Below are 17,209 nucleotides of genomic sequence, written 5' to 3'. Positions count from 1 at the left end.
TGAAGCACACGACAGTCAGAAATTCCGATATCGAAAAGGCTTACTCAGGCATCGGTTGATACTTATTTTGTATCGTTGATCACCTACATCCAGTTGCGCTGCTTCCTCGCGGTCGTCGACGCCCGTGAAGGGCGCGTATTTTCATGCGCTGATCACGGGACTGCTTCAGGCCATGAACGTGCGCGTGGCGGAAACGCAGCATGTCACGCAGACGCACTCGATCCTGGCTTTGGTCGCTGCGGATTTGGGCGTGGCGCTCGTGCCGCGCTCGGCCCAGAGCATCCACTTCGACAATGTGATCTTCCGGCCGCTGGTCGAAGCGCACGCCGTCAATGCCGAGCTGGTCCTTGCCTGGCGAGATGACACGGGCAATCCGGTCAGCGAAACGGCGCTGCGCTATTTGACGGAGTTCTTCAGCACGGCGGCCCATTCGCTTCCGTGAGCGTGCCGCCGCGATCGCCCCACACAGTCCGACATCGCACATCGCCCAAAGCGGCCATGCGCACGGACGCGAATCTTCAGCGCGCGCAACATTCATAGCCTGTGCTCATGCGTTGCCCGCGCATGAGAGACGACCCCGCTCGAGAGGGACGCACACGCAGGCAATACGAGGAAAAACCCATGAAAGCGGGAAAGAACGGACGATGGACCCGGCATGGCCGGCGACGATTGCTCGTCGCGTTCGCTGTGCTCGTCGCCGTGCTGATCGCGATCGGATCGGGCGTGCTGCGGCACCGCGCGGCGCAACAGCGCGATCATCCGCTGCCGGCGACGAGCATCGTCTATCAGATGCGGCAAGATCCGTCGCCGTGGACGCATACCGAGAAGGACGCATCGCACATGCTCGCGGATATCCGCGAGAAGCGCGTGGCCGCGATCGGCGTGACGCTCGACGCCATGCTCGTGTCGACGAAGAGCGGCGCGCGCTACTTCGTCACCGATCGCTTCGCGGTGTTCTCGCAGACGCTGCTGCTCAAGCCGGACAAGGACGAAAGCGCGCCGGACTATCAGATCGCCTGGCTGCCGAACGTGTCCGTGGGCACGGACGCGGGCATCGGCGCATGGCTCGGCATGGTGCGCGATTCGGCGAGCATGCTCGTGTCCCTGCTGATACTGGCGCTGATGTTCTGGTACATGCGCCGCGAGATGAAGGGCGATGCGACGCCGATCACCGCGCCGCCGGATATGAGCTTCGACGACGTGATCGGCGCGGGCGAAGCGAAGGCCGCGCTCGACGACATCAAGGCCTATCTGCGCGATCCGAAATCGTTCACGAAAATGGGCATCCGTCCGCCGTGCGGCGTGCTGATGACAGGCGGTCCCGGCGTCGGCAAAACGCGGCTCGCGCAGGCGCTGGCGGGTGAATGCGGCGCGCATTTCATCGCGATCACGGGCAGCTTTTTCAGCGCGAAGTATTACGGCGTCGGCATTCAGAAGGTCAAGCATCTGTTCAGGACGGCGCGCAAGCGAGGCCCGGTCGTGATCTTCATCGATGAAGCCGATGGGCTCGCCGCGCGCACCACCAGCGCATCCGGTTCCGCCGATGCCGAAAGCAACCGCATCATCAATCAACTGCTTGCGGAGATGGACGGCTTCGAGAAAAACGAAGGCGTGATTCTCGTCGCCGCGACCAACTTTCCCGAGAATCTCGACGAAGCGCTGCGCCGTCCGGGCCGCTTCGATCGCATCGTGCCGGTGCGTCTGCCGGATGTATCGGATCGTGTGAAGATTTTCGAGTATTACCTCGGCAAGCTGCCCTCGCGTGCGGCGGATATCGACTGCGATCAGCTCGCGCGGCTGACGGTCGGTTTGTCGCCCGCATCGCTGTCGATGATCGTCAATCAGGCCGGGCTGATCGCGCGCAAGCAAGGCGCGAGCAGCGTGTGCGCGGAGCATCTGCGCGAAGCGGTCAAGATCGTGCGCATCGGCGATGTGAGCGGCGCGCAGAAAGCGCTCGATGCCGACGAAGTGCGCCGCGTCGGCGTGCATGAAGCGGGGCATGGCATCGTCGCGGCGCTGCTGGGCGCGGGCGTGCTCGAGGAACTGACGGTGCTGCCGCGCGGCGGCGCGCTGGGCATGGCGCTCATCACGAAGCCGCAGGACAAGCATTTGTATCGGCGCAGCGAACTGGAAAATGAACTGATGGTGCTGCTCGGCGGACGCAATGCGGAGTTGCTCGTGTTCGGCGAAGCATCGAGCGGCGCGGCGCAGGACTTGCAGGAGGCGTCGCGCATTAGTCTGGAGATGGTGTCGCGGCTCGGCTTCGGCCGCGAAGGTAATCTTTTCAGCCTCGCCGCGCTGCCACGCGAGAGCGCCGGGCGGCAGCTCGACGGCGCGATCGAACAGGCGAACGCGCTATTGAACGAAATCGACGAGCGCTGTCTCGAGCTGCTCAGGCGCAATGAATCGATCCTGCACGACGTCACGCTCGCGCTGACGAGCACCGAGACGGTGCCCGGCGCCTATGTCTACGATCTCATTCGCCGGAGCGAATGCCGTCCAGCGCTTTCGCAAGCCTGGCCACCGCGCCTTCGACGTCATGCAGTTTGTCCAGGCCGAACAATCCGATGCGGAAGGTCTTGAAATCCTCGGGCTCGTCGCATTGAAGCGGAACGCCGGCCGCAATCTGCAGGCCGGCATCGGCGAACTTCTTGCCGGACCGGATTGCGTCGTCGTCCGTGTAGCAGACCACGACGCCCGGCGCCTCGAACCCTTCGGCAGCCACGCTCTTGAAGCCATGCTTCGCGAGAAGCGAGCGAACGCGCTTGCCGAGTTCCAGCTGCTCCGCTCTCACCTTGTCGAAGCCATATGCTTCGGTCTCCTTTATAACGTCACGCAGCGTCGCGAGGCTGTCCGTGGGCATCGTGGCGTGATACGCGAAGCCGTTGTTCTCGTACGCCTCCATGATTTGCAGCCATTTGCGAAGGTCGCACGCGAAACTGGTGCTGGTGGTCGCGTCGATTCTTTCGCGGGCAAGCGGGCCGAGCATGACCAGCGCGCAGCACGGTGACGCGCTCCATCCTTTTTGCGGCGCGCTGATCAGGATATCGACACCGCTGGCCTGCATGTCGACCCAGACCGTGCCGGAAGCAATGCAATCCAGCACGAACATCCCGCCGACGGCATGAACCGCGTCGGCTACCGCGCGCAAGTAGGCATCGGGCAGCATCATCCCGGACGCGGTTTCGACGTGCGGCGCGAACACCAGATCGGGCTTGTGCTGCATGATCGCAGCGACGACGTCATCCACCGGAGGCGGTACATAGGCGGCCTGCCGACCCTCCGCGACCGGACGCGCCTTCAACACGACCGATTCGGACGGAATGCCGCCCATGTCGAAAATCTGCGACCAGCGGAAACTGAACCAGCCATTGCGGATGACCAGACACTTCTTGTTCGTCGCGAACTGGCGCGCAACGGCTTCCATGCCGAACGTGCCGCTGCCCGGAACGATCACGGTCGCATGCGCGTTATAGACTTTTTTCAGGGCACGCGATATGTCGAGCATGACGCCCTGAAAAAGCCGCGACATATGGTTGATCGATCGGTCGGTGTATACGACTGAATATTCGAGGAGTCCCTCGCGGTCTACATCGGGAAGTAACCCAGGCACGCTCGCCCCCTGTGAAAGACGAATGAGAAGTTCGAAAGGAGATTCTAACGAAAAGCCGCGTGCGGCTCAGGCGACCGTTGCAATTCGCGGAGAGTGTGAGGACATCGACGCGCGGGCGCATCGAACGTGATGGAACCGGCGTATGCGGGTTATCGGCGTCATCGTGCGAAGGATGACGCCGAACATCGGCCCCGCTATTGCGACAGCAAGCCGAACACGACCACGCCGTTCCGCGTGCCGAGATACACCTTGCCGTTCGCGATCATCGGCGTGACGAACTTGTTGCCCGCGCCGAACTGGTCGCGCCCGCCGGCGTCGACGCTGCTATACAGCTCGTTGGCGAGATTGGTCGCGTCGTACGCGCGCAGAACGCCGATCGTGCCCTTCTCCGCCGCCCACAAGATACCGTTCGACGTGCCGTTCGCGGAAATGCTCGGCGTCGCGCCCGGGAAGCCGAACGCGTTCGGCGTCTGACTCGCCGGCGTTCGGGACAACGCCGCGTTCGAAATCGTGAACGCCTTGATGGTGTCGTCGACGGAGCCGAAATAGACCGTGTTGTTGAAATACGCCGGCGCGCCGAACATCGGTCCGCGTATCTGCCCGACGATTTCCTGATAGATGTGGTCCGCGTTCGAATCGAACTTGCCCATCGAGAAGCGATTGACGACGTAGATCGTCGAGTTCTTCCCCGCGCCGATCGCGAGATGCCAGACCTTGCCGTTCGCATCGGCGAAATTGGGCAACACCATCGCGCCGCCGGAGCCGAGATCCTCGTCCTCGTTCGATTCCTGCACCGTGTTCGACGGCTGGAAGTAATCCTGCACCCTGAGCGGCCCGAGATTGAGCCTCAGAAAGCCGTTGCCGTAGTTGCCGTTGATCGGCATTTCGTGCTCGTTTTGCGTCGGATCGAAGGTGCCGTTGGCGTCGAGGAAATAGATCGCTTCGCCGTCCGATGCGAGGCCCGCGCCGCTCATCCAGATCGAGCCCATCTGACCGTTCGGCGTGACATTGAGTACGCTCGCCTGTTGCAGCGTGTTTGCGTCGTAGCCCATGACCCAGCCGGTGTACGGCAGGAAATCGCAATGTGATGTCCAAGCGGTATAGATCACGCCGTTCAGCAGAAGCAGCGCCGCGCGCTCCGCGTACTGGCCCGGATCGAACGTAAGCGTGCCGTTCTGGCTGCCCGAGCCATTGCCCGGATAGGTGGCGCGGATTTCGGTCGGACCGTTGAAGAGTTCGGCGCCGGTGGTCACGTCGAGCGCGTGGATGCGCTGGTGATACGCGCCCGACGCGTCCTTCGACATGCCAACGACATAGATCGCGCCATTCGGCCCGCGCGTGCGGTCGATGACCGGCGTCGACGTCACGCCGATGGTCGGCGTGATCTGCGCGCACTTGTGGTCGTCGCTTGGGGCTTCGCCGCTGCCGAGCGTCGAGACTTTCCACAGCACCGCGCCGCTGTCGGCATCGAATGCGTAGACGCTCGCGTTCTCGGTCGCGACGTAGAGCACGTTGTGCGTGCCGCCCGCGACCGGCACGGCTGACAGAAAGAGCGGCTCGGCGTCGACGGCGCCATCGACGGAAAAGAATGCAAGCTTGCCGAAGCTGCTCGAACGCACGTTCGCAGGCGTGAGGACCGTTTCCGCGAGCTGCTGTCCGGTGCGGGCGATGTCGTTGTGCCAGGTGACGACGTCCATCGCGTTGCCGGCGGCTGTGTTGCCCGCGTTCGATGCATTTGAAACGCTCGACGGCGCTCTCGCCGCGGCGGCGGATGTCGATTCGCTGCCGGAGTCACCCCCGCTGCACGCGCCGATGATTGCCGTGATCAGCACGGCGCCGACTGCGGCGGCATAGGCGGAAAAACGCGCGTTCATGGCAGTCTCCTTCTCCGGAAGGGCCGGAACGGACAACGCGGTGTCGATCGACATCGATGCTGCAACAGAGCAATCGGAATGCCTTCGACTCGCTTTCAGATCGACGGTCGCTGTCGATGGTGACAGAAAACGAAAACTTTTGCGCCAGCGATGTTCAAGTGCCGTCCCGGGCGTTGCGAACACGCGCCGTTGAGCACGCCGGGAATTGCAATATTCGAAACCGAACAGTCCGTTGATAACACGTTATGCGAGTTTCGTCGGCGAATGTGTCCAAGTGCACATATTTAGCCACTCACTTCGTGAGCCGAACTTTTATTACCAATATGGGCTGCTAATCTTTGATGAGCTTTGATCAGCGTTCCGTACGGGGACCAAAAAAGTGTCAATGAGGTCGATTTCACCTAGCCACGCAAAGACGCCCGGCCGCACGGCATCCGGCGTGCATGCGCTCGTTCCTTCAATGACGCGTCGCGCCCTGCTTCGCGATATGGCCGCGCTCGCTCTCGGTGCAGCGTCCCCCATTGCGTTCGCGCAGCATGGCGGGCTCGGGCTCGTCACGCCGCCGGTTCGCCTCGACGATGTATGGCTCGTCGACCAGACCGGCAGCAAGCGCCGGCTGAACGACCTGCTGGGCCAGGGCGTCACCGCACTGCAAACCGTCTACACCGGTTGCGGCACGATATGTCCCCTGCAAGGTGCGCTGTTCAGCGCGGTGCAGGGAAAAATGCCCGCAATCCGTGGACGTCATCCTGTGCAATTGTTGTCGATCGGAATCGACCCGCTTTCCGATTCGCCTTCCGCATTGCGCGCCTGGCTCGCACGTTTTCAGGCGGGTTCCGCGTGGAATGCCGCGACGCCGGCACTCGCGGAAGTCGACCGGATGCGCATGGCGCTGTCGGGCAGCAAGACGCCCTTGGGCGACATTTCGGACCACTCCACGCAAGTCTATTGTTTCGATGCCAACGCGATGTTGCGCTGGCGCAGCGCCGATCTTCCACGCGTCAACGACATCTGCGATGCGCTCGCGGCGCTCGCGCGTACGTAACCGGATCCATGTACGGGAGTGACCATGCCTGGCATTCGCTCGACGAAGCAAGCAACCAGTCGGCTCGTCCGATACGTGCGCCTTTTGCTGCTGATCGCGTTACCGCTGGCGTTGGCAGGCATATCGCCGGCGGTGCGGGCGCAAACCTCGGCGCCCATCACGCTGGCCGGCACCAACATGTGCGCGGACGTCAGCGGCGAATCCAGAACACCGGGCGCACCCGTGCTTTCGTGGCCGTGCTGGGGCGGCGCCAATCAGCAATGGCTTCCGTCCGCGGCCGGCGCCCGTTACAACCTCGTCAATCAGAACAGCGGCCTGTGCATGGACGTATCGGGCCAGAGCACGAGTCCGGGCGGACCCATCATCCAGTGGACCTGCAACGGCGGTTTGAATCAGGCCTTCTCGTTGATGCCGCAAGGCGGCGGCTACGCGATCGTCGCGGGACATAGCGGCTTGTGCGTGAGCGCGTCGAGCACGACCTCGCAGGGCGTGCAACTGACGCAGCAGGTGTGCAACGGAAGCGCGACGCAGACGTGGCAGGTGAGCGGCCTGCCGACGCCGAAAGCCACCTTGCAGTCGAAGTGGACGGCGCCCATCACGCTGCCGCTCGTTCCGCTCGAAGCCGCGAATCTGCCGGATGGAACGGTGCTGGTCTGGTCGGCCGACGCCGCACTCAGCTTCACCGACGGCTCGAACCCGCCGGGCAGGACGTACACGGCCATCTTCAATCCATCGACGGGCAGAAACCGGCAGGTGATCGTCACCAATACCGGACATGACATGTTCTGCCCCGGCATCGCCAATCTGCCGGATGGGCGCATCTTCGTGACGGGCGGATTGAGCGTGCGCCTGACGAGCATTTATTCGCCTTCGACGGGCACGTGGAGCGCGAGCGATCAGATGAACCTGCCACGCGGCTATCAGGGCAGCCTGACCTTGAGCAACGGCAATGTGTTCCTGGTGGGCGGCTCGTGGAGCGGCGGGATCGGCGGAAAAAGCGGTGAAACCTGGACGCCGGGTTCGGGCTGGCGCATCAACAGCGCGATCATCGACGACTACATCTACACGAACGACGCCGCCGGTCCGTTCCGCGGCGACAATCACGCGTGGATGTTCGCGGTCGCGAACGGACGCGTATTCCACGCGGGCCCCAGCCGCGCGATGCACTGGTTCGATACCGCCGGCAACGGCAGCGTCACGGCGGCCGGCAATCGCGGAAGCGACAACGACGCGATGAACGGCAACGCGGTCATGTACGACGTCGGCAAGATTCTCGCGGTCGGCGGCGCGCCGAGCTACGATCAGTCGGTGGCCACGTCCAACGCGACGCTCATCGACATCAGCAGCGGCAACGCGGTGACGCAGACCATCGCGCCGATGAGCTATCGGCGCGCGTTCAGCAACAGCGTCGTGCTGCCGAACGGACAGGTTGTCGTGGTCGGCGGGCAGACCTTCGCTTCTCCCTTCTCGGACGACGGCGCGGTCCTGACTCCCGAGCTGTGGGACCCCGCGACCAATGCTTTCTCCCCGCTCGTGCCTCAGGCCGTGCCGCGCACTTATCACAGCGTCGCGCTGCTGCTGAACGACGGACGCGTGTTGAGCGGCGGCGGCGGATTGTGCGGGAGTTGCGCGACCAATCACACCGACGTCGAGATACTGACGCCGCCCTATCTGCTCAACGCGGACGGGTCCGCCGCGTCCCGGCCGAGCCTCAGTTCCGTGCCGGGCGACGCGCAACTCGGCACGACGATCGTGGTGACGGCCAGCAGAAACATTCGCTCATTCGTGCTGATGCGTTCCTCGTCGGTCACGCATTCGGTGAACAACGAACAACGACGCGTGCCGCTGACATTCAACGTGGGTACCGCAGGCGAATATCAGTTGAACATTCCTTCCGATCCCGGCGTCGTGGTTCCGGGCTATTACATGCTTTTCGCGCTGAACTCGAGAGGCGTGCCGAGCGTCTCGCGCGTAGTGCTCGTGCATTGAATGGCCCGGCGACGCCACTTTGCGATGCAGGCCGCCGCGATCGGCCTCGCGCTCGCCGCGATGACGTCGCTTGCGCGCGCACAGGCCGCGTGCGATCGGGCCGATCTGGGCTGCGCGATCTTCAACGGACAACATCCGATGACCGCGCATCTGCGCGACGACGACCGTCCGCTGCCTGCCTGGACGACGCGATGCGTCAATTGCCACGCGGACACGCCGAAGGCGCAAGCCTTCGCGCCGCCGCTGACCCACGATTCCCTGCTGGGCGCGGCGAGCCGCCGGGGCGGGCCGGTCAGTCACTATGACGAAACGGCCTTCTGCCGCGCGGTCAAGGATGGTGTCGACCCGGCGGGCGTCCTGCTTCGCAAGTCGATGCCCCACTATCGGATGGCCGATGCCGAATGCATGGCGCTCTGGCGATTCGTCGTGCAGCGCTGACTTCGCGCGCTGCGTCGAAGGTTGTCGAAAGAAATCTTAATGAATGTGTATGTAATTCACTTTAAAGGAAACCTTCCCTGTTACGTCTTATGGACATGCTTCAATTCGGGCGCTTCATCCATGTAATTCAGCTTGCGACTTCGCCTATAAAAACCCAGCACCTCCCTCGGATCGGTCCCGGAGCGCTGACGGCATTTTTGGAGCCCCCAACCCAATGTCTTACAAGAAAATACTTCCCACCGCGATATGCATCGCGGCGATGTTGACCATCGCCGCATGCGGCAGCGATAACCACGACAGTTCGCCCGCCGTCTCCGCGCAAGACGCCCTGCAAACCGCAACGCCGATCAAGCATCTCGTCGTGATCTTCGGCGAGAACGTATCGTTCGATCACTACTTCGCGACATATCCGAAGGCGACGAACGTCGCGGGCGAGCCGTCGTTCAGCGCGGCAGCGAATACCCAGACCGATATCGAAACGCTCTCCGCAGCGGGCCTGCTCGGCGCGGCGAATCCCAACGCGCAGCCGGCTTCGCCGAACATCGCCGCCGCGAACGTGAACGGTCAGACGACCACGCCGCCGACGCTGGGCGGCGCGCTGACGACGACCACCGCGCAACCGTTCCGCCTCGACCGCTCGCAGGCGAACACGAAGAGCCAGAACCACGCTTACCAGCCGGAGCAGCTCGGCGACGACAACCTGAAGATGGACGCGTTCCCGCTCTTCACGTCGGCCGCGTCGATCGTCGCGGGAAGCACGGGCCAGTTCGGCTCGTCGGCGCAAGTGCTCGGCTACTTCGACGGCAACACGGTGACCGCGTACTGGAACCTCGCGCAGAACTTCGCGATGAACGACAACGCGTGGACCGATACCTTCGGCCCGTCGACGCCGGGCGCGCTCGAAGTGATCTCGGGCCAGAACCAGGGCCTGACGATGACGCCCAATCCGAAGAACGCGTCGGTCAAAACCAGCGCCAACGCGATTCCCGATGGCCAGGGCAGCTTCACGATGATCGGCGACCTCGACCCGACCACCGACGTCTGCACGACGGCCGCGCAAACCGCGAGCTCCGGTCCAACCGGCATGATGGGCGGCAAGAACATCGGCGATCTGCTGAACGCGAAGAGCATCACGTGGGGCGGCTTCATGGGCGGCTTCAACCTGCAGACCGTCAACGCGAACGGCACGACGGGTTGCGCGCGCTCGACGTTCTCGGATGTCCTCAATGCGTCGCCGAGCGACTACGTTCAGCACCACGCGTGGTTCCAGTATTACGCGTCGACGTCGAATCCGACGCATCAGCGTCCGAGCTCGACCGCGATGATCGGCTTCACGGAGCCGTCGCTCGACAACACCGCGACGCCGGTTCATCACCAGTATGACGTCGACGATTTCTTCACCGCGGTGAAGGCGGGCAACTATCCGTCGGTCAGCTTCCTGAAGGCGCCCGCGATCGGCGACGGCCATCCGGGCAATTCGGATCCGCTCGACGAGCAGCAGTTCGTCGTGAAGGTCACGAACTTCCTGCAGCAGCAGCCCGACTGGAAGAACACGCTGATCGTGATCGCCTATGACGATTCGGACGGCTGGTACGACCACGTCAAGCCGGCGGTCACGAGTTCGTCGTTCGACAAGACGCTCATCACCAAGGTCGGCAATGCGACCTTCACCGGCGCCGATCAGTTGTCCGGTCAGGGCCAGTGCACGGGCACGGGCGCGACGCAGCCGCTCGGCATCAACGGCGGCGCGGTCAATGGCCGTTGCGGTCCGGGCACGCGCACGCCGTTCATCGTGGTCTCGCCGTACGCCAAGGTGAATTTCGTGGATCACACGCCGATCACGCAGGCGTCGGTCGTGAAGTTCATCGAGGATAACTGGCTCGGCAGCCAGCGTCTCGGCGGCGGTTCGTTCGATGCATCCGCCGGCGACATCCGCGGCATGCTCGACTTGACGGGCGCGGGCAACACGCCGGCCGTGTATCTCGACCCGAGCCTCGGCACGAAGCTCGCCGCCGCACCGGCGCAATAAGCCAAGGTCGATCGTCCGCGAAGTAGTGGGCCGAGCCAGCACCGCAACGTGCTGGCTCGGCGTCTTTCTGGTTCATCTCCGTCACTTTCGTCATGAGTTCTCCGAATCCTGCCTTGCCGCCCTCGCTGCCTGCCGGCGACGCCGCGCCCGCCAACGCCTCGAAACGCCTGCTTGCGCGCGTGCTCGGCTGGACCGCCGCGATCGTCGCGGCCGGCGGCGCGGCCTTCGTCGCTTACGCGGCCATCTATCCGGAACGGATGCCTCTCGCGATCGGCGTCATCGTCGAAAACGTGACCGGCGCGAATCCGCAGCCGGTCGCGCTGCATACGCCGCCGAACGCGCCGTTGAGCGCGGTGGCGCTGCTCGGCAAGCAGATCTTCAACGACCCGTCGCTGTCGGCGTCGAGCAAGCAGTCGTGCGCGTCGTGTCACAGCCCCGATCACGCTTACGGGCCACCGAACAAGCTCTCGGTTCAGTTGGGCGGTCCGCATCTCGCGGACGCGGGTTACCGGCCGCCGCCGTCGCTTGCGTATCTGTATCGGCAGGCGGCGTTTTCCATCGGTCCCGATCAGAACGACATGGACGCCGCGCCCGTCTCGCTCGACCAGTTGGCCGCGGCGGCGAGCGGCACGCAGCGCGCCACGAAGTCGGCCGGCACCGCGCCCGCCGCGCCCGCGCTCGTGCCGCAAGGCGGCCTGTTCTGGGATGGACGCGCCAGCACGCTGCAGGACCAGGCGATCGTGCCGATGCTCAATCCCGTCGAAATGGCGAACAAGAACGCCGGCGAAGTCGTGCAGAAGCTGCTGAAAGCGAAGTACCTCGATCAATTCAAGCAGCTCTTCGGCGACCGTATCGTGAGTCAGCCCGATCTGCTCATCGATGAAGCGATGTTCGCGGTCGGACGCTATCAGTTCGAGGACGCGTCGTTTCATCCTTTCACGAGCAAATACGATTACTGGCTGCAAGGCAAGGCGCGTCTCACGCAGGCGGAGCTGCGCGGCTTGCGCCTCTTCAACGATCCGGACAAGGCCAACTGCGCCGGCTGCCACCTGAGCAAGCCCACCGCCGATAACCTGCCGCCGCTTTTCACCGATACTCAATACGAAGCGCTCGGCGTGCCGCGCAATCGCAATCTGCCGATCAACAGGAATCCGAAGTTTTACGACATGGGCGTCTGCGGCCCGCTCCGCACCGACATGACCACGCTGACGCAATACTGCGGCATGTTCCTCACGCCGACGCTGCGCAACGCCGCGACGCGCCACGCGTTCTTTCACAACGGCGCGTACAGCGATCTCAAACAGGTCATGAATTTCTATAACCTGCGCAGCACGAATCCCGAGAAGATCTATCCGCTCGATGCAGCCGGCAAGCCCGCCATGTACGACGATCTTCCGGCGCAGTATCAGGCGAATATCGATGTCGCCGATGCGCCGTTCAATCGCAAGCAAGGCGAACAGCCCGCGATGACCGATGGCGACATCAACGACATCATCGCGTTCATGAACGCGTTGACTGACGGATACAAGCCCTGAGCGTTGACATCGTCGGAGTCGAAGAAAGCGTGCGCGCTTCTTCGGCTCATTCGCGCGAGCGTGTCAGGCGCATGGACACCGAGAATCGCTCGGCGGGATGCGTGCTCACGCTGACTTCAAACGCAGCGCCATCCTCATCCAGATAGCGGCGAACCACTTCGAGCGCCGCCGTTCCCGCCTCCACGCTCAGGCGTTTCGCCATCGTCGCACTGACGATGACCGCCCGCACCTGCTGCTCGATCTCCGCAATGCTCCGCCCATAGCGCGACTCGATCAATGAACTGATCAGCGTGTCGGGCCGGTCTTTCGCGGTTTCCGCGATATCCGTGTAAGCCGGGTCGATATACACGTCCGTCCAGCCCACCGGCGGATTATCCGCATCTCCGTCGATGCGAAGACTCGATATCCGCAGCCACGACGTGCCGGCCGCGCATTGCAGCGTCTTCGCGATTCGAGCCGTGGCTTCGACGTGCTGAACCGATTGCACGATGCGCAGATGCTCCGAGCCGAACTGCACCAGATCATCCACCGAGGCGAGCGTCGGACGAAAGTTGTTCTTCGGCTCCGTTGCCTCGACGCGCGTGCCCGCGTTCTTGCGGCGCGAGACGAGCCCCTTGTCCTGAAGTTCCTGCAACGCGGCGCGCACAGTGTGGCGGCTCGTCTGATACAGGTCGCGCAGTTCGAGTTCGGTCGGCAAATACGATCCCACGGGGAAGCGGCCGGAAGCAATGCCCTCGGTCAATTCACGGGCGATATCGGCGAAATGCGGTCGATTCATGTTGTCGTGGTCATCAGGGTGATGGCGACGCGCGCGCGGCTGCGTCAGGGTTAATCATAACTTGCCCGATTATGTCCGGACATATTAATCTGCATATGTCCGGACATAATGTTGATCCGCCGCCCTTTTTCGGGAATGAAACTTCAGAGGCTTTCATGCGCGATTCCGCTTTTCCTGCTGCCAGCACCGTCGTCGATTCGGTGCTTTTCCGCGATGCCTTCGGCACGTCGAAGATGCGCGCCCTTTTTTCCGATCATGCGCTGATCCAGCGGTATATCGACGTCGAAGTCGCGCTGGCGAAGGCCGAAGCGCGCGCCGGCGTGATTCCCGCGGAAGCCGCCGAGGTGATCGCCCGCGAATCGACGATCGAGCGCATCGACTTCGAGCACATGCGCGAGGAGACCGATATCGTCGGTTATCCGATCCTGCCGCTCGTGCATCAGCTCGTCGCGATGTGCGGCGAAGCCGGGCGTTACGTGCACTGGGGCGCGACCACGCAGGACATCATGGATACGGCGGTTTCGCTGCAAGTGCGCGATGCGCTCGACTCCATCGACGGCGACGTGCGCGAGCTGCGCGGCATCCTTGCCGGTCTCGCGAAGAAGCACCGCGATACGCCGATGGCCGGCCGCACGCATCTTCAGCAGGCGCTGCCCGTCACGTTCGGCTACAAGGTCGCGATATGGCTGGCCATGTTCGATCGTCATCAGGACCGCATCGCGCAGATGCGTGAGCGCGTGGCCGTCGTGGAATTCGCGGGCGCGGCCGGCACGCTGGCATCGCTCGGCGACAAGGGCTTCGAGGTCCAGAAGGCGCTCGCGGCAGAGCTGAAGCTCGGCGTGCCGGCGACGACGTGGCACGTCGCGCGCGACGGATTCGCCGAAGCCGTCAACCTGCTCGCGCTCGTCACCGGCTCGCTCGGCAAGATCGCGCTCGACATCATGATCATGGCGTCGACCGAATTCGGCGAAGTGTATGAGCCGTTCGTGAAGGGACGCGGCGCGAGCAGCACGATGCCGCAAAAACGCAATCCGATCTCGAGCGAACTCATGCTCGCCGCCGCCAAGGCCGTGCGTCAGCATGCGGGCCTGATGGTCGATGCAATGGTGCAGGACTTCGAGCGCGCGACCGGCCCGTGGCACGCGGAATGGATCGCGATTCCCGAGAGCTTCATCCTGACGGCGGGCGCGCTGCATCAGGCGAAATTCGCGCTCGGCGGTCTGATCGTCGATGAAGCGCGCATGCGCCATAACCTCGGCATCAGCAAAGGTCTGATCGTCGCTGAAGCTGTGATGATGGAAATGGCGCCCCATACCGGCCGTCAGCAGGCCCACGACATCGTCTACGACACCTGCCGCACGGTGAACGAACGCGGCGGCACGCTGGCTGAAGCGCTGCTTGCGCTGCCCGAAGTCACGAGGCACTTCGACCGCGATGCGATCGAACGCATGACGGATCCGGCCAACTATCTCGGCCTTGCACCGCAGATGGTGGATCGGGCGATCGCCCTGTCCGGCGAACGCTAAAGCACACGGACCACGGAGACGCACACGATGGATAAGGACACCGCAACGCGCGACGACGCGATCGTCGCTTCACCGAAAAAACTGGCGTGGTATCGCAGGCTTGGCATGCAGGTGCTGCTCGCGCTCGTGATCGGCATCGCAGTCGGGCTCGTGTTCCCGAAGTTCGGGGCGCAGCTCAAGGTGCTCGGGGACATCTTCCTCGCGCTCATCAAGGCGGGCGTCGCGCCGCTCGTGTTCCTGACCATCGTGCACGGGATCGCGTCGGCGGGCGATGTGAAGAGCGCGGGACGCGTGGGCTGGCGCTCCATCGTCTACTTCGAAGTGGTATCGACCATCGCGCTGGCGGTCGGGCTGCTCGCGGGCAATCTGCTGCAGACGGGCAAGGACATGAGCCATGTGACCGTCGGCACGGTCCCCGCCAGCGCCGCGAAAGCCGCGCCGCAAGGCTTCATCGATTTCGTCATGCATGTGGTGCCGGACAACTTCATCGGTGCCTTCGCGCGCGGCGAATTGCTGCAAGTGGTCGTGCTCGCGGTCATGGTCGGCATCGGCATACTGGCCATTCCGGAGAGCCGGCGTGTCCGGATCAACGAGGGACTCGACCTCATCTCCGAAGTGCTGTTCTCGTTCATCAACCTCGTCATGAAGCTGGCGCCGCTCGGCACGCTCGGCGCGATCGCGTATTCCGTCGGGAGCAACGGCACGGCCGTGCTGATCGCGCTCGCGCAACTCGTGCTCAGTTTCTATGCGGTCGTGATCCTGTTCATCGTTGTGGTGATGGGCATCATCGCGAAGCTGGCCGGCTTCAGTCTGTGGCGCTTTCTGCGTTACATCAAGGACGAGATCATGGTCGTGCTGGGCACCGCTTCATCGGAGAGCGCGCTGCCGCGCCTTCTGATCAAGCTGGAGCGTCTCGGCTGCGCGAAGCAGACGGTCGGTCTCGTGTTGCCGACGGGCTACGCATTCAATCTCGACGGAACCTCGCTCTTCATGTCGATGGGCGTGATGTTCATCGCCCATGCGTATGGCGTGCCGATCACGCTGGATCATCAGATCGGCATCCTGCTGCTGATGCTGCTGACATCGAAGGGCGCGGCCACGGTATCCGGCGGCTCGTTCGTGGTCTTCGCCGCAACGGTCACATCGACGGGCATCCTTCCCGTCGAAGGACTCGCGCTCATCTTCGGCGTGTATCGCTTCATGTCGATGGCGATCGCGACATGCAACACCATCGGCAATAGCGTGGCGACGGTGGTCGTCGCGAAGTGGTCGCGCACGTTCGATGCAACGATCGCCGAGCGTCACCTCTATCCCGAACGTTTCCCGGATATCGCTCGGGCCGACGAACGGCTCGCGGACGGAAACCTGCTTCCGGAAGACACGAACGACAGGAATCCGCATGCCGGTCGAATCCCGATGACCCGCGCCGGCACGACCCGCTTATGACATCATGACGTTCCCGGCTTCAGGAACGTCGACATGAACTTCAGGTCCTTGCAGTGCTTCGTCATTCTTGCCGAGGAACTGAACTTCAGCCGCGCGGCCGAGCGTCTGCATATCGCGCAGCCCGCGTTAAGCCAGCAGATCCGGCTGCTGGAAGAGCGGCTCGGCACGCAGCTCGTCGATCGCGCGAGGCGGCCGCTGCGGCTCACCGAAGCGGGCCACTATCTCTGCACCGAAGCACGCCAGATTCTCGGCTCGTGGGAACAGGCGAGCGTCGGTGCGCAGGAGATCGGCATCGGGCGGCGCGGCTGGCTGTCCATCGGCTTCACGCGCTCCGCGATGTACAGCATCCTGCCGCCCGCGCTGAAGGCTTTTCATCATTCGTATCCGCAAGTCGAACTCAAGCTCTTCGAGATGTTGACCGAGGAACAGACCGATGCACTGCGCGATATGCGCATCCACATCGGCATCGGGCGGCAGCCGCTCGACATTCCCGGCTGCACATCCTATCCGCTGCTGCGCGAACATGTCGTGGCCGTGCTTTCGCCGGATCATCCGCTCGCGTCGAAGAAGAAGGTGCGCATCGCCGAACTCGAAGACACGCCGCTCATCCTCTATCCGAAGCATCACAACGCGCAGTTCAAACGCAGCGTGCAATCGCTGTATCGCGATGCGGGCATCACGCCCTTCGTCGCGCATCAGGCTTACGAAATCCAGACCGCGATCGCGCTCGTCGCGGCGGGCCTCGGCGTGACTTTCGTCGGCGAATCGGTGGCGCGGCATGGCCGCACGGACGTCGTGTTCCGCCAGCTCGCGGGCCCCGGCGCGTCCCGCTGGTCGACGCTCGCCGCAACCTTTCGCACCGACGACGACTCCGCTCATCTGCGTGCCTTTCTCCGCTGCCTGCCTCCGCCGCTGAAGGACGCCACACTATAAGAA

13 protein-coding genes are annotated in these 17,209 nt (G+C 63.5%); 10 read left to right on the top strand and 3 right to left on the bottom strand.

What is annotated here, in order from left to right:
• Window positions 1-124: 124 nt before the first annotated feature.
• Window positions 125-442, top strand: coding sequence for a LysR substrate-binding domain-containing protein (locus AWB76_RS13985; RefSeq protein WP_061160722.1), 318 nt, complete (start codon window positions 125-127; stop codon window positions 440-442).
• Between the two features lie 179 nt (window positions 443-621).
• Entirely contained in the window at window positions 622-2,583 is a 1,962-nt protein-coding gene (locus AWB76_RS13980) for an AAA family ATPase (protein ID WP_082864436.1), read from the top strand.
• Here the strand turns inward: AWB76_RS13980 and AWB76_RS13975 are convergent.
• Together AWB76_RS13975 and AWB76_RS13970 are read right to left on the bottom strand one after the other, a co-directional pair.
• The gene (locus tag AWB76_RS13975) at window positions 2,477-3,613 is read right to left on the bottom strand and encodes an aminotransferase class V-fold PLP-dependent enzyme (RefSeq protein WP_061160721.1); all 1,137 of its coding nucleotides are present in this window, start codon (window positions 3,611-3,613) and stop codon (window positions 2,477-2,479) included. The two genes, AWB76_RS13980 and AWB76_RS13975, sit on opposite strands and share 107 nt — an antisense overlap.
• 194 nt (window positions 3,614-3,807) lie before the next feature.
• Entirely contained in the window at window positions 3,808-5,487 is a 1,680-nt protein-coding gene (locus tag AWB76_RS13970; protein WP_061160884.1) for an outer membrane protein assembly factor BamB family protein, read from the bottom strand.
• Window positions 5,488-5,947: 460 nt separating this feature from the next.
• Here AWB76_RS13970 and AWB76_RS13965 point away from each other — a divergent pair, with 460 nt between their 5' ends.
• The 5 genes from AWB76_RS13965 to AWB76_RS13945 all read left to right on the top strand — a co-directional run bounded on the left by AWB76_RS13965 (window position 5,948) and on the right by AWB76_RS13945 (window position 12,523).
• Window positions 5,948-6,532, top strand: coding sequence for an SCO family protein (locus AWB76_RS13965; protein ID WP_096031298.1), 585 nt, complete (start codon window positions 5,948-5,950; stop codon window positions 6,530-6,532).
• A gap of 24 nt (window positions 6,533-6,556) precedes the next feature.
• Window positions 6,557-8,521, top strand: a complete 1,965-nt coding sequence (locus AWB76_RS13960; protein WP_061160719.1) for an RICIN domain-containing protein — start codon at window positions 6,557-6,559, stop codon at window positions 8,519-8,521.
• Window positions 8,522-8,959 carry a hypothetical protein gene (locus AWB76_RS13955; RefSeq protein WP_061160718.1) on the top strand — a complete coding sequence of 146 codons (438 nt, stop codon included), beginning with the start codon at window positions 8,522-8,524 and terminating at the stop codon, window positions 8,957-8,959.
• Between the two features lie 214 nt (window positions 8,960-9,173).
• Window positions 9,174-10,988, top strand: coding sequence for a phospholipase C (locus AWB76_RS13950; protein WP_061160717.1), 1,815 nt, complete (start codon window positions 9,174-9,176; stop codon window positions 10,986-10,988).
• Between the two features lie 92 nt (window positions 10,989-11,080).
• Window positions 11,081-12,523: a cytochrome-c peroxidase gene (locus AWB76_RS13945; protein ID WP_061160716.1), complete on the top strand. Its 1,443-nt coding sequence runs from the start codon at window positions 11,081-11,083 to the stop codon at window positions 12,521-12,523.
• Window positions 12,524-12,569: 46 nt separating this feature from the next.
• Here AWB76_RS13945 and AWB76_RS13940 read toward each other — a convergent pair whose 3' ends face one another.
• Window positions 12,570-13,301, bottom strand: coding sequence for a GntR family transcriptional regulator (locus tag AWB76_RS13940; RefSeq protein WP_061160715.1), 732 nt, complete (start codon window positions 13,299-13,301; stop codon window positions 12,570-12,572).
• A gap of 155 nt (window positions 13,302-13,456) precedes the next feature.
• On the opposite strand from AWB76_RS13940, the gene pcaB reads away from it, so the two are divergent.
• Genes pcaB through AWB76_RS13925 form a run of 3 tightly spaced genes read left to right on the top strand, consistent with a single transcriptional unit; the run spans window position 13,457 to window position 17,206 of the window.
• Window positions 13,457-14,827 carry a 3-carboxy-cis,cis-muconate cycloisomerase gene (pcaB, locus tag AWB76_RS13935; protein WP_061160714.1) on the top strand — a complete coding sequence of 457 codons (1,371 nt, stop codon included), beginning with the start codon at window positions 13,457-13,459 and terminating at the stop codon, window positions 14,825-14,827.
• A gap of 27 nt (window positions 14,828-14,854) precedes the next feature.
• On the top strand, window positions 14,855-16,273 hold the full coding sequence (locus AWB76_RS13930; protein ID WP_061160713.1) for a cation:dicarboxylate symporter family transporter: 1,419 nt from the start codon (window positions 14,855-14,857) through the stop codon (window positions 16,271-16,273).
• Between the two features lie 33 nt (window positions 16,274-16,306).
• Window positions 16,307-17,206, top strand: a complete 900-nt coding sequence (locus AWB76_RS13925) for a LysR family transcriptional regulator (protein WP_061160712.1) — start codon at window positions 16,307-16,309, stop codon at window positions 17,204-17,206.
• Window positions 17,207-17,209: the final 3 nt, after the last annotated feature.

The sequence above is a fragment of the Caballeronia temeraria genome (genome assembly GCF_001544795.2).
Lineage (GTDB): Bacteria > Pseudomonadota > Gammaproteobacteria > Burkholderiales > Burkholderiaceae > Caballeronia > Caballeronia temeraria.
The sequence above is the reverse complement of the archived record's forward strand: the minus strand, read 5'-3'. Positions and strand labels throughout refer to the sequence as shown.

Bases quoted from the DNA above. Each gene is read 5' to 3' on its own strand.
- AWB76_RS13965 (WP_096031298.1), top strand. From the start codon at position 5,948: ATGACGCGTCGCGCCCTGCTTCGCGATATGGCCGCGCTCGCTCTCGGT.
- AWB76_RS13940 (WP_061160715.1), bottom strand. From the start codon at position 13,301: ATGAATCGACCGCATTTCGCCGATATCGCCCGTGAATTGACCGAGGGC.
- AWB76_RS13980 (WP_082864436.1), top strand. From the start codon at position 622: ATGAAAGCGGGAAAGAACGGACGATGGACCCGGCATGGCCGGCGACGA.
- AWB76_RS13950 (WP_061160717.1), top strand. From the start codon at position 9,174: ATGTCTTACAAGAAAATACTTCCCACCGCGATATGCATCGCGGCGATG.
- AWB76_RS13970 (WP_061160884.1), bottom strand. From the start codon at position 5,487: ATGAACGCGCGTTTTTCCGCCTATGCCGCCGCAGTCGGCGCCGTGCTG.
- AWB76_RS13930 (WP_061160713.1), top strand. From the start codon at position 14,855: ATGGATAAGGACACCGCAACGCGCGACGACGCGATCGTCGCTTCACCG.
- AWB76_RS13955 (WP_061160718.1), top strand. From the start codon at position 8,522: ATGGCCCGGCGACGCCACTTTGCGATGCAGGCCGCCGCGATCGGCCTC.
- pcaB (WP_061160714.1), top strand. From the start codon at position 13,457: ATGCGCGATTCCGCTTTTCCTGCTGCCAGCACCGTCGTCGATTCGGTG.
- AWB76_RS13960 (WP_061160719.1), top strand. From the start codon at position 6,557: ATGCCTGGCATTCGCTCGACGAAGCAAGCAACCAGTCGGCTCGTCCGA.
- AWB76_RS13925 (WP_061160712.1), top strand. From the start codon at position 16,307: ATGAACTTCAGGTCCTTGCAGTGCTTCGTCATTCTTGCCGAGGAACTG.
- AWB76_RS13945 (WP_061160716.1), top strand. From the start codon at position 11,081: ATGAGTTCTCCGAATCCTGCCTTGCCGCCCTCGCTGCCTGCCGGCGAC.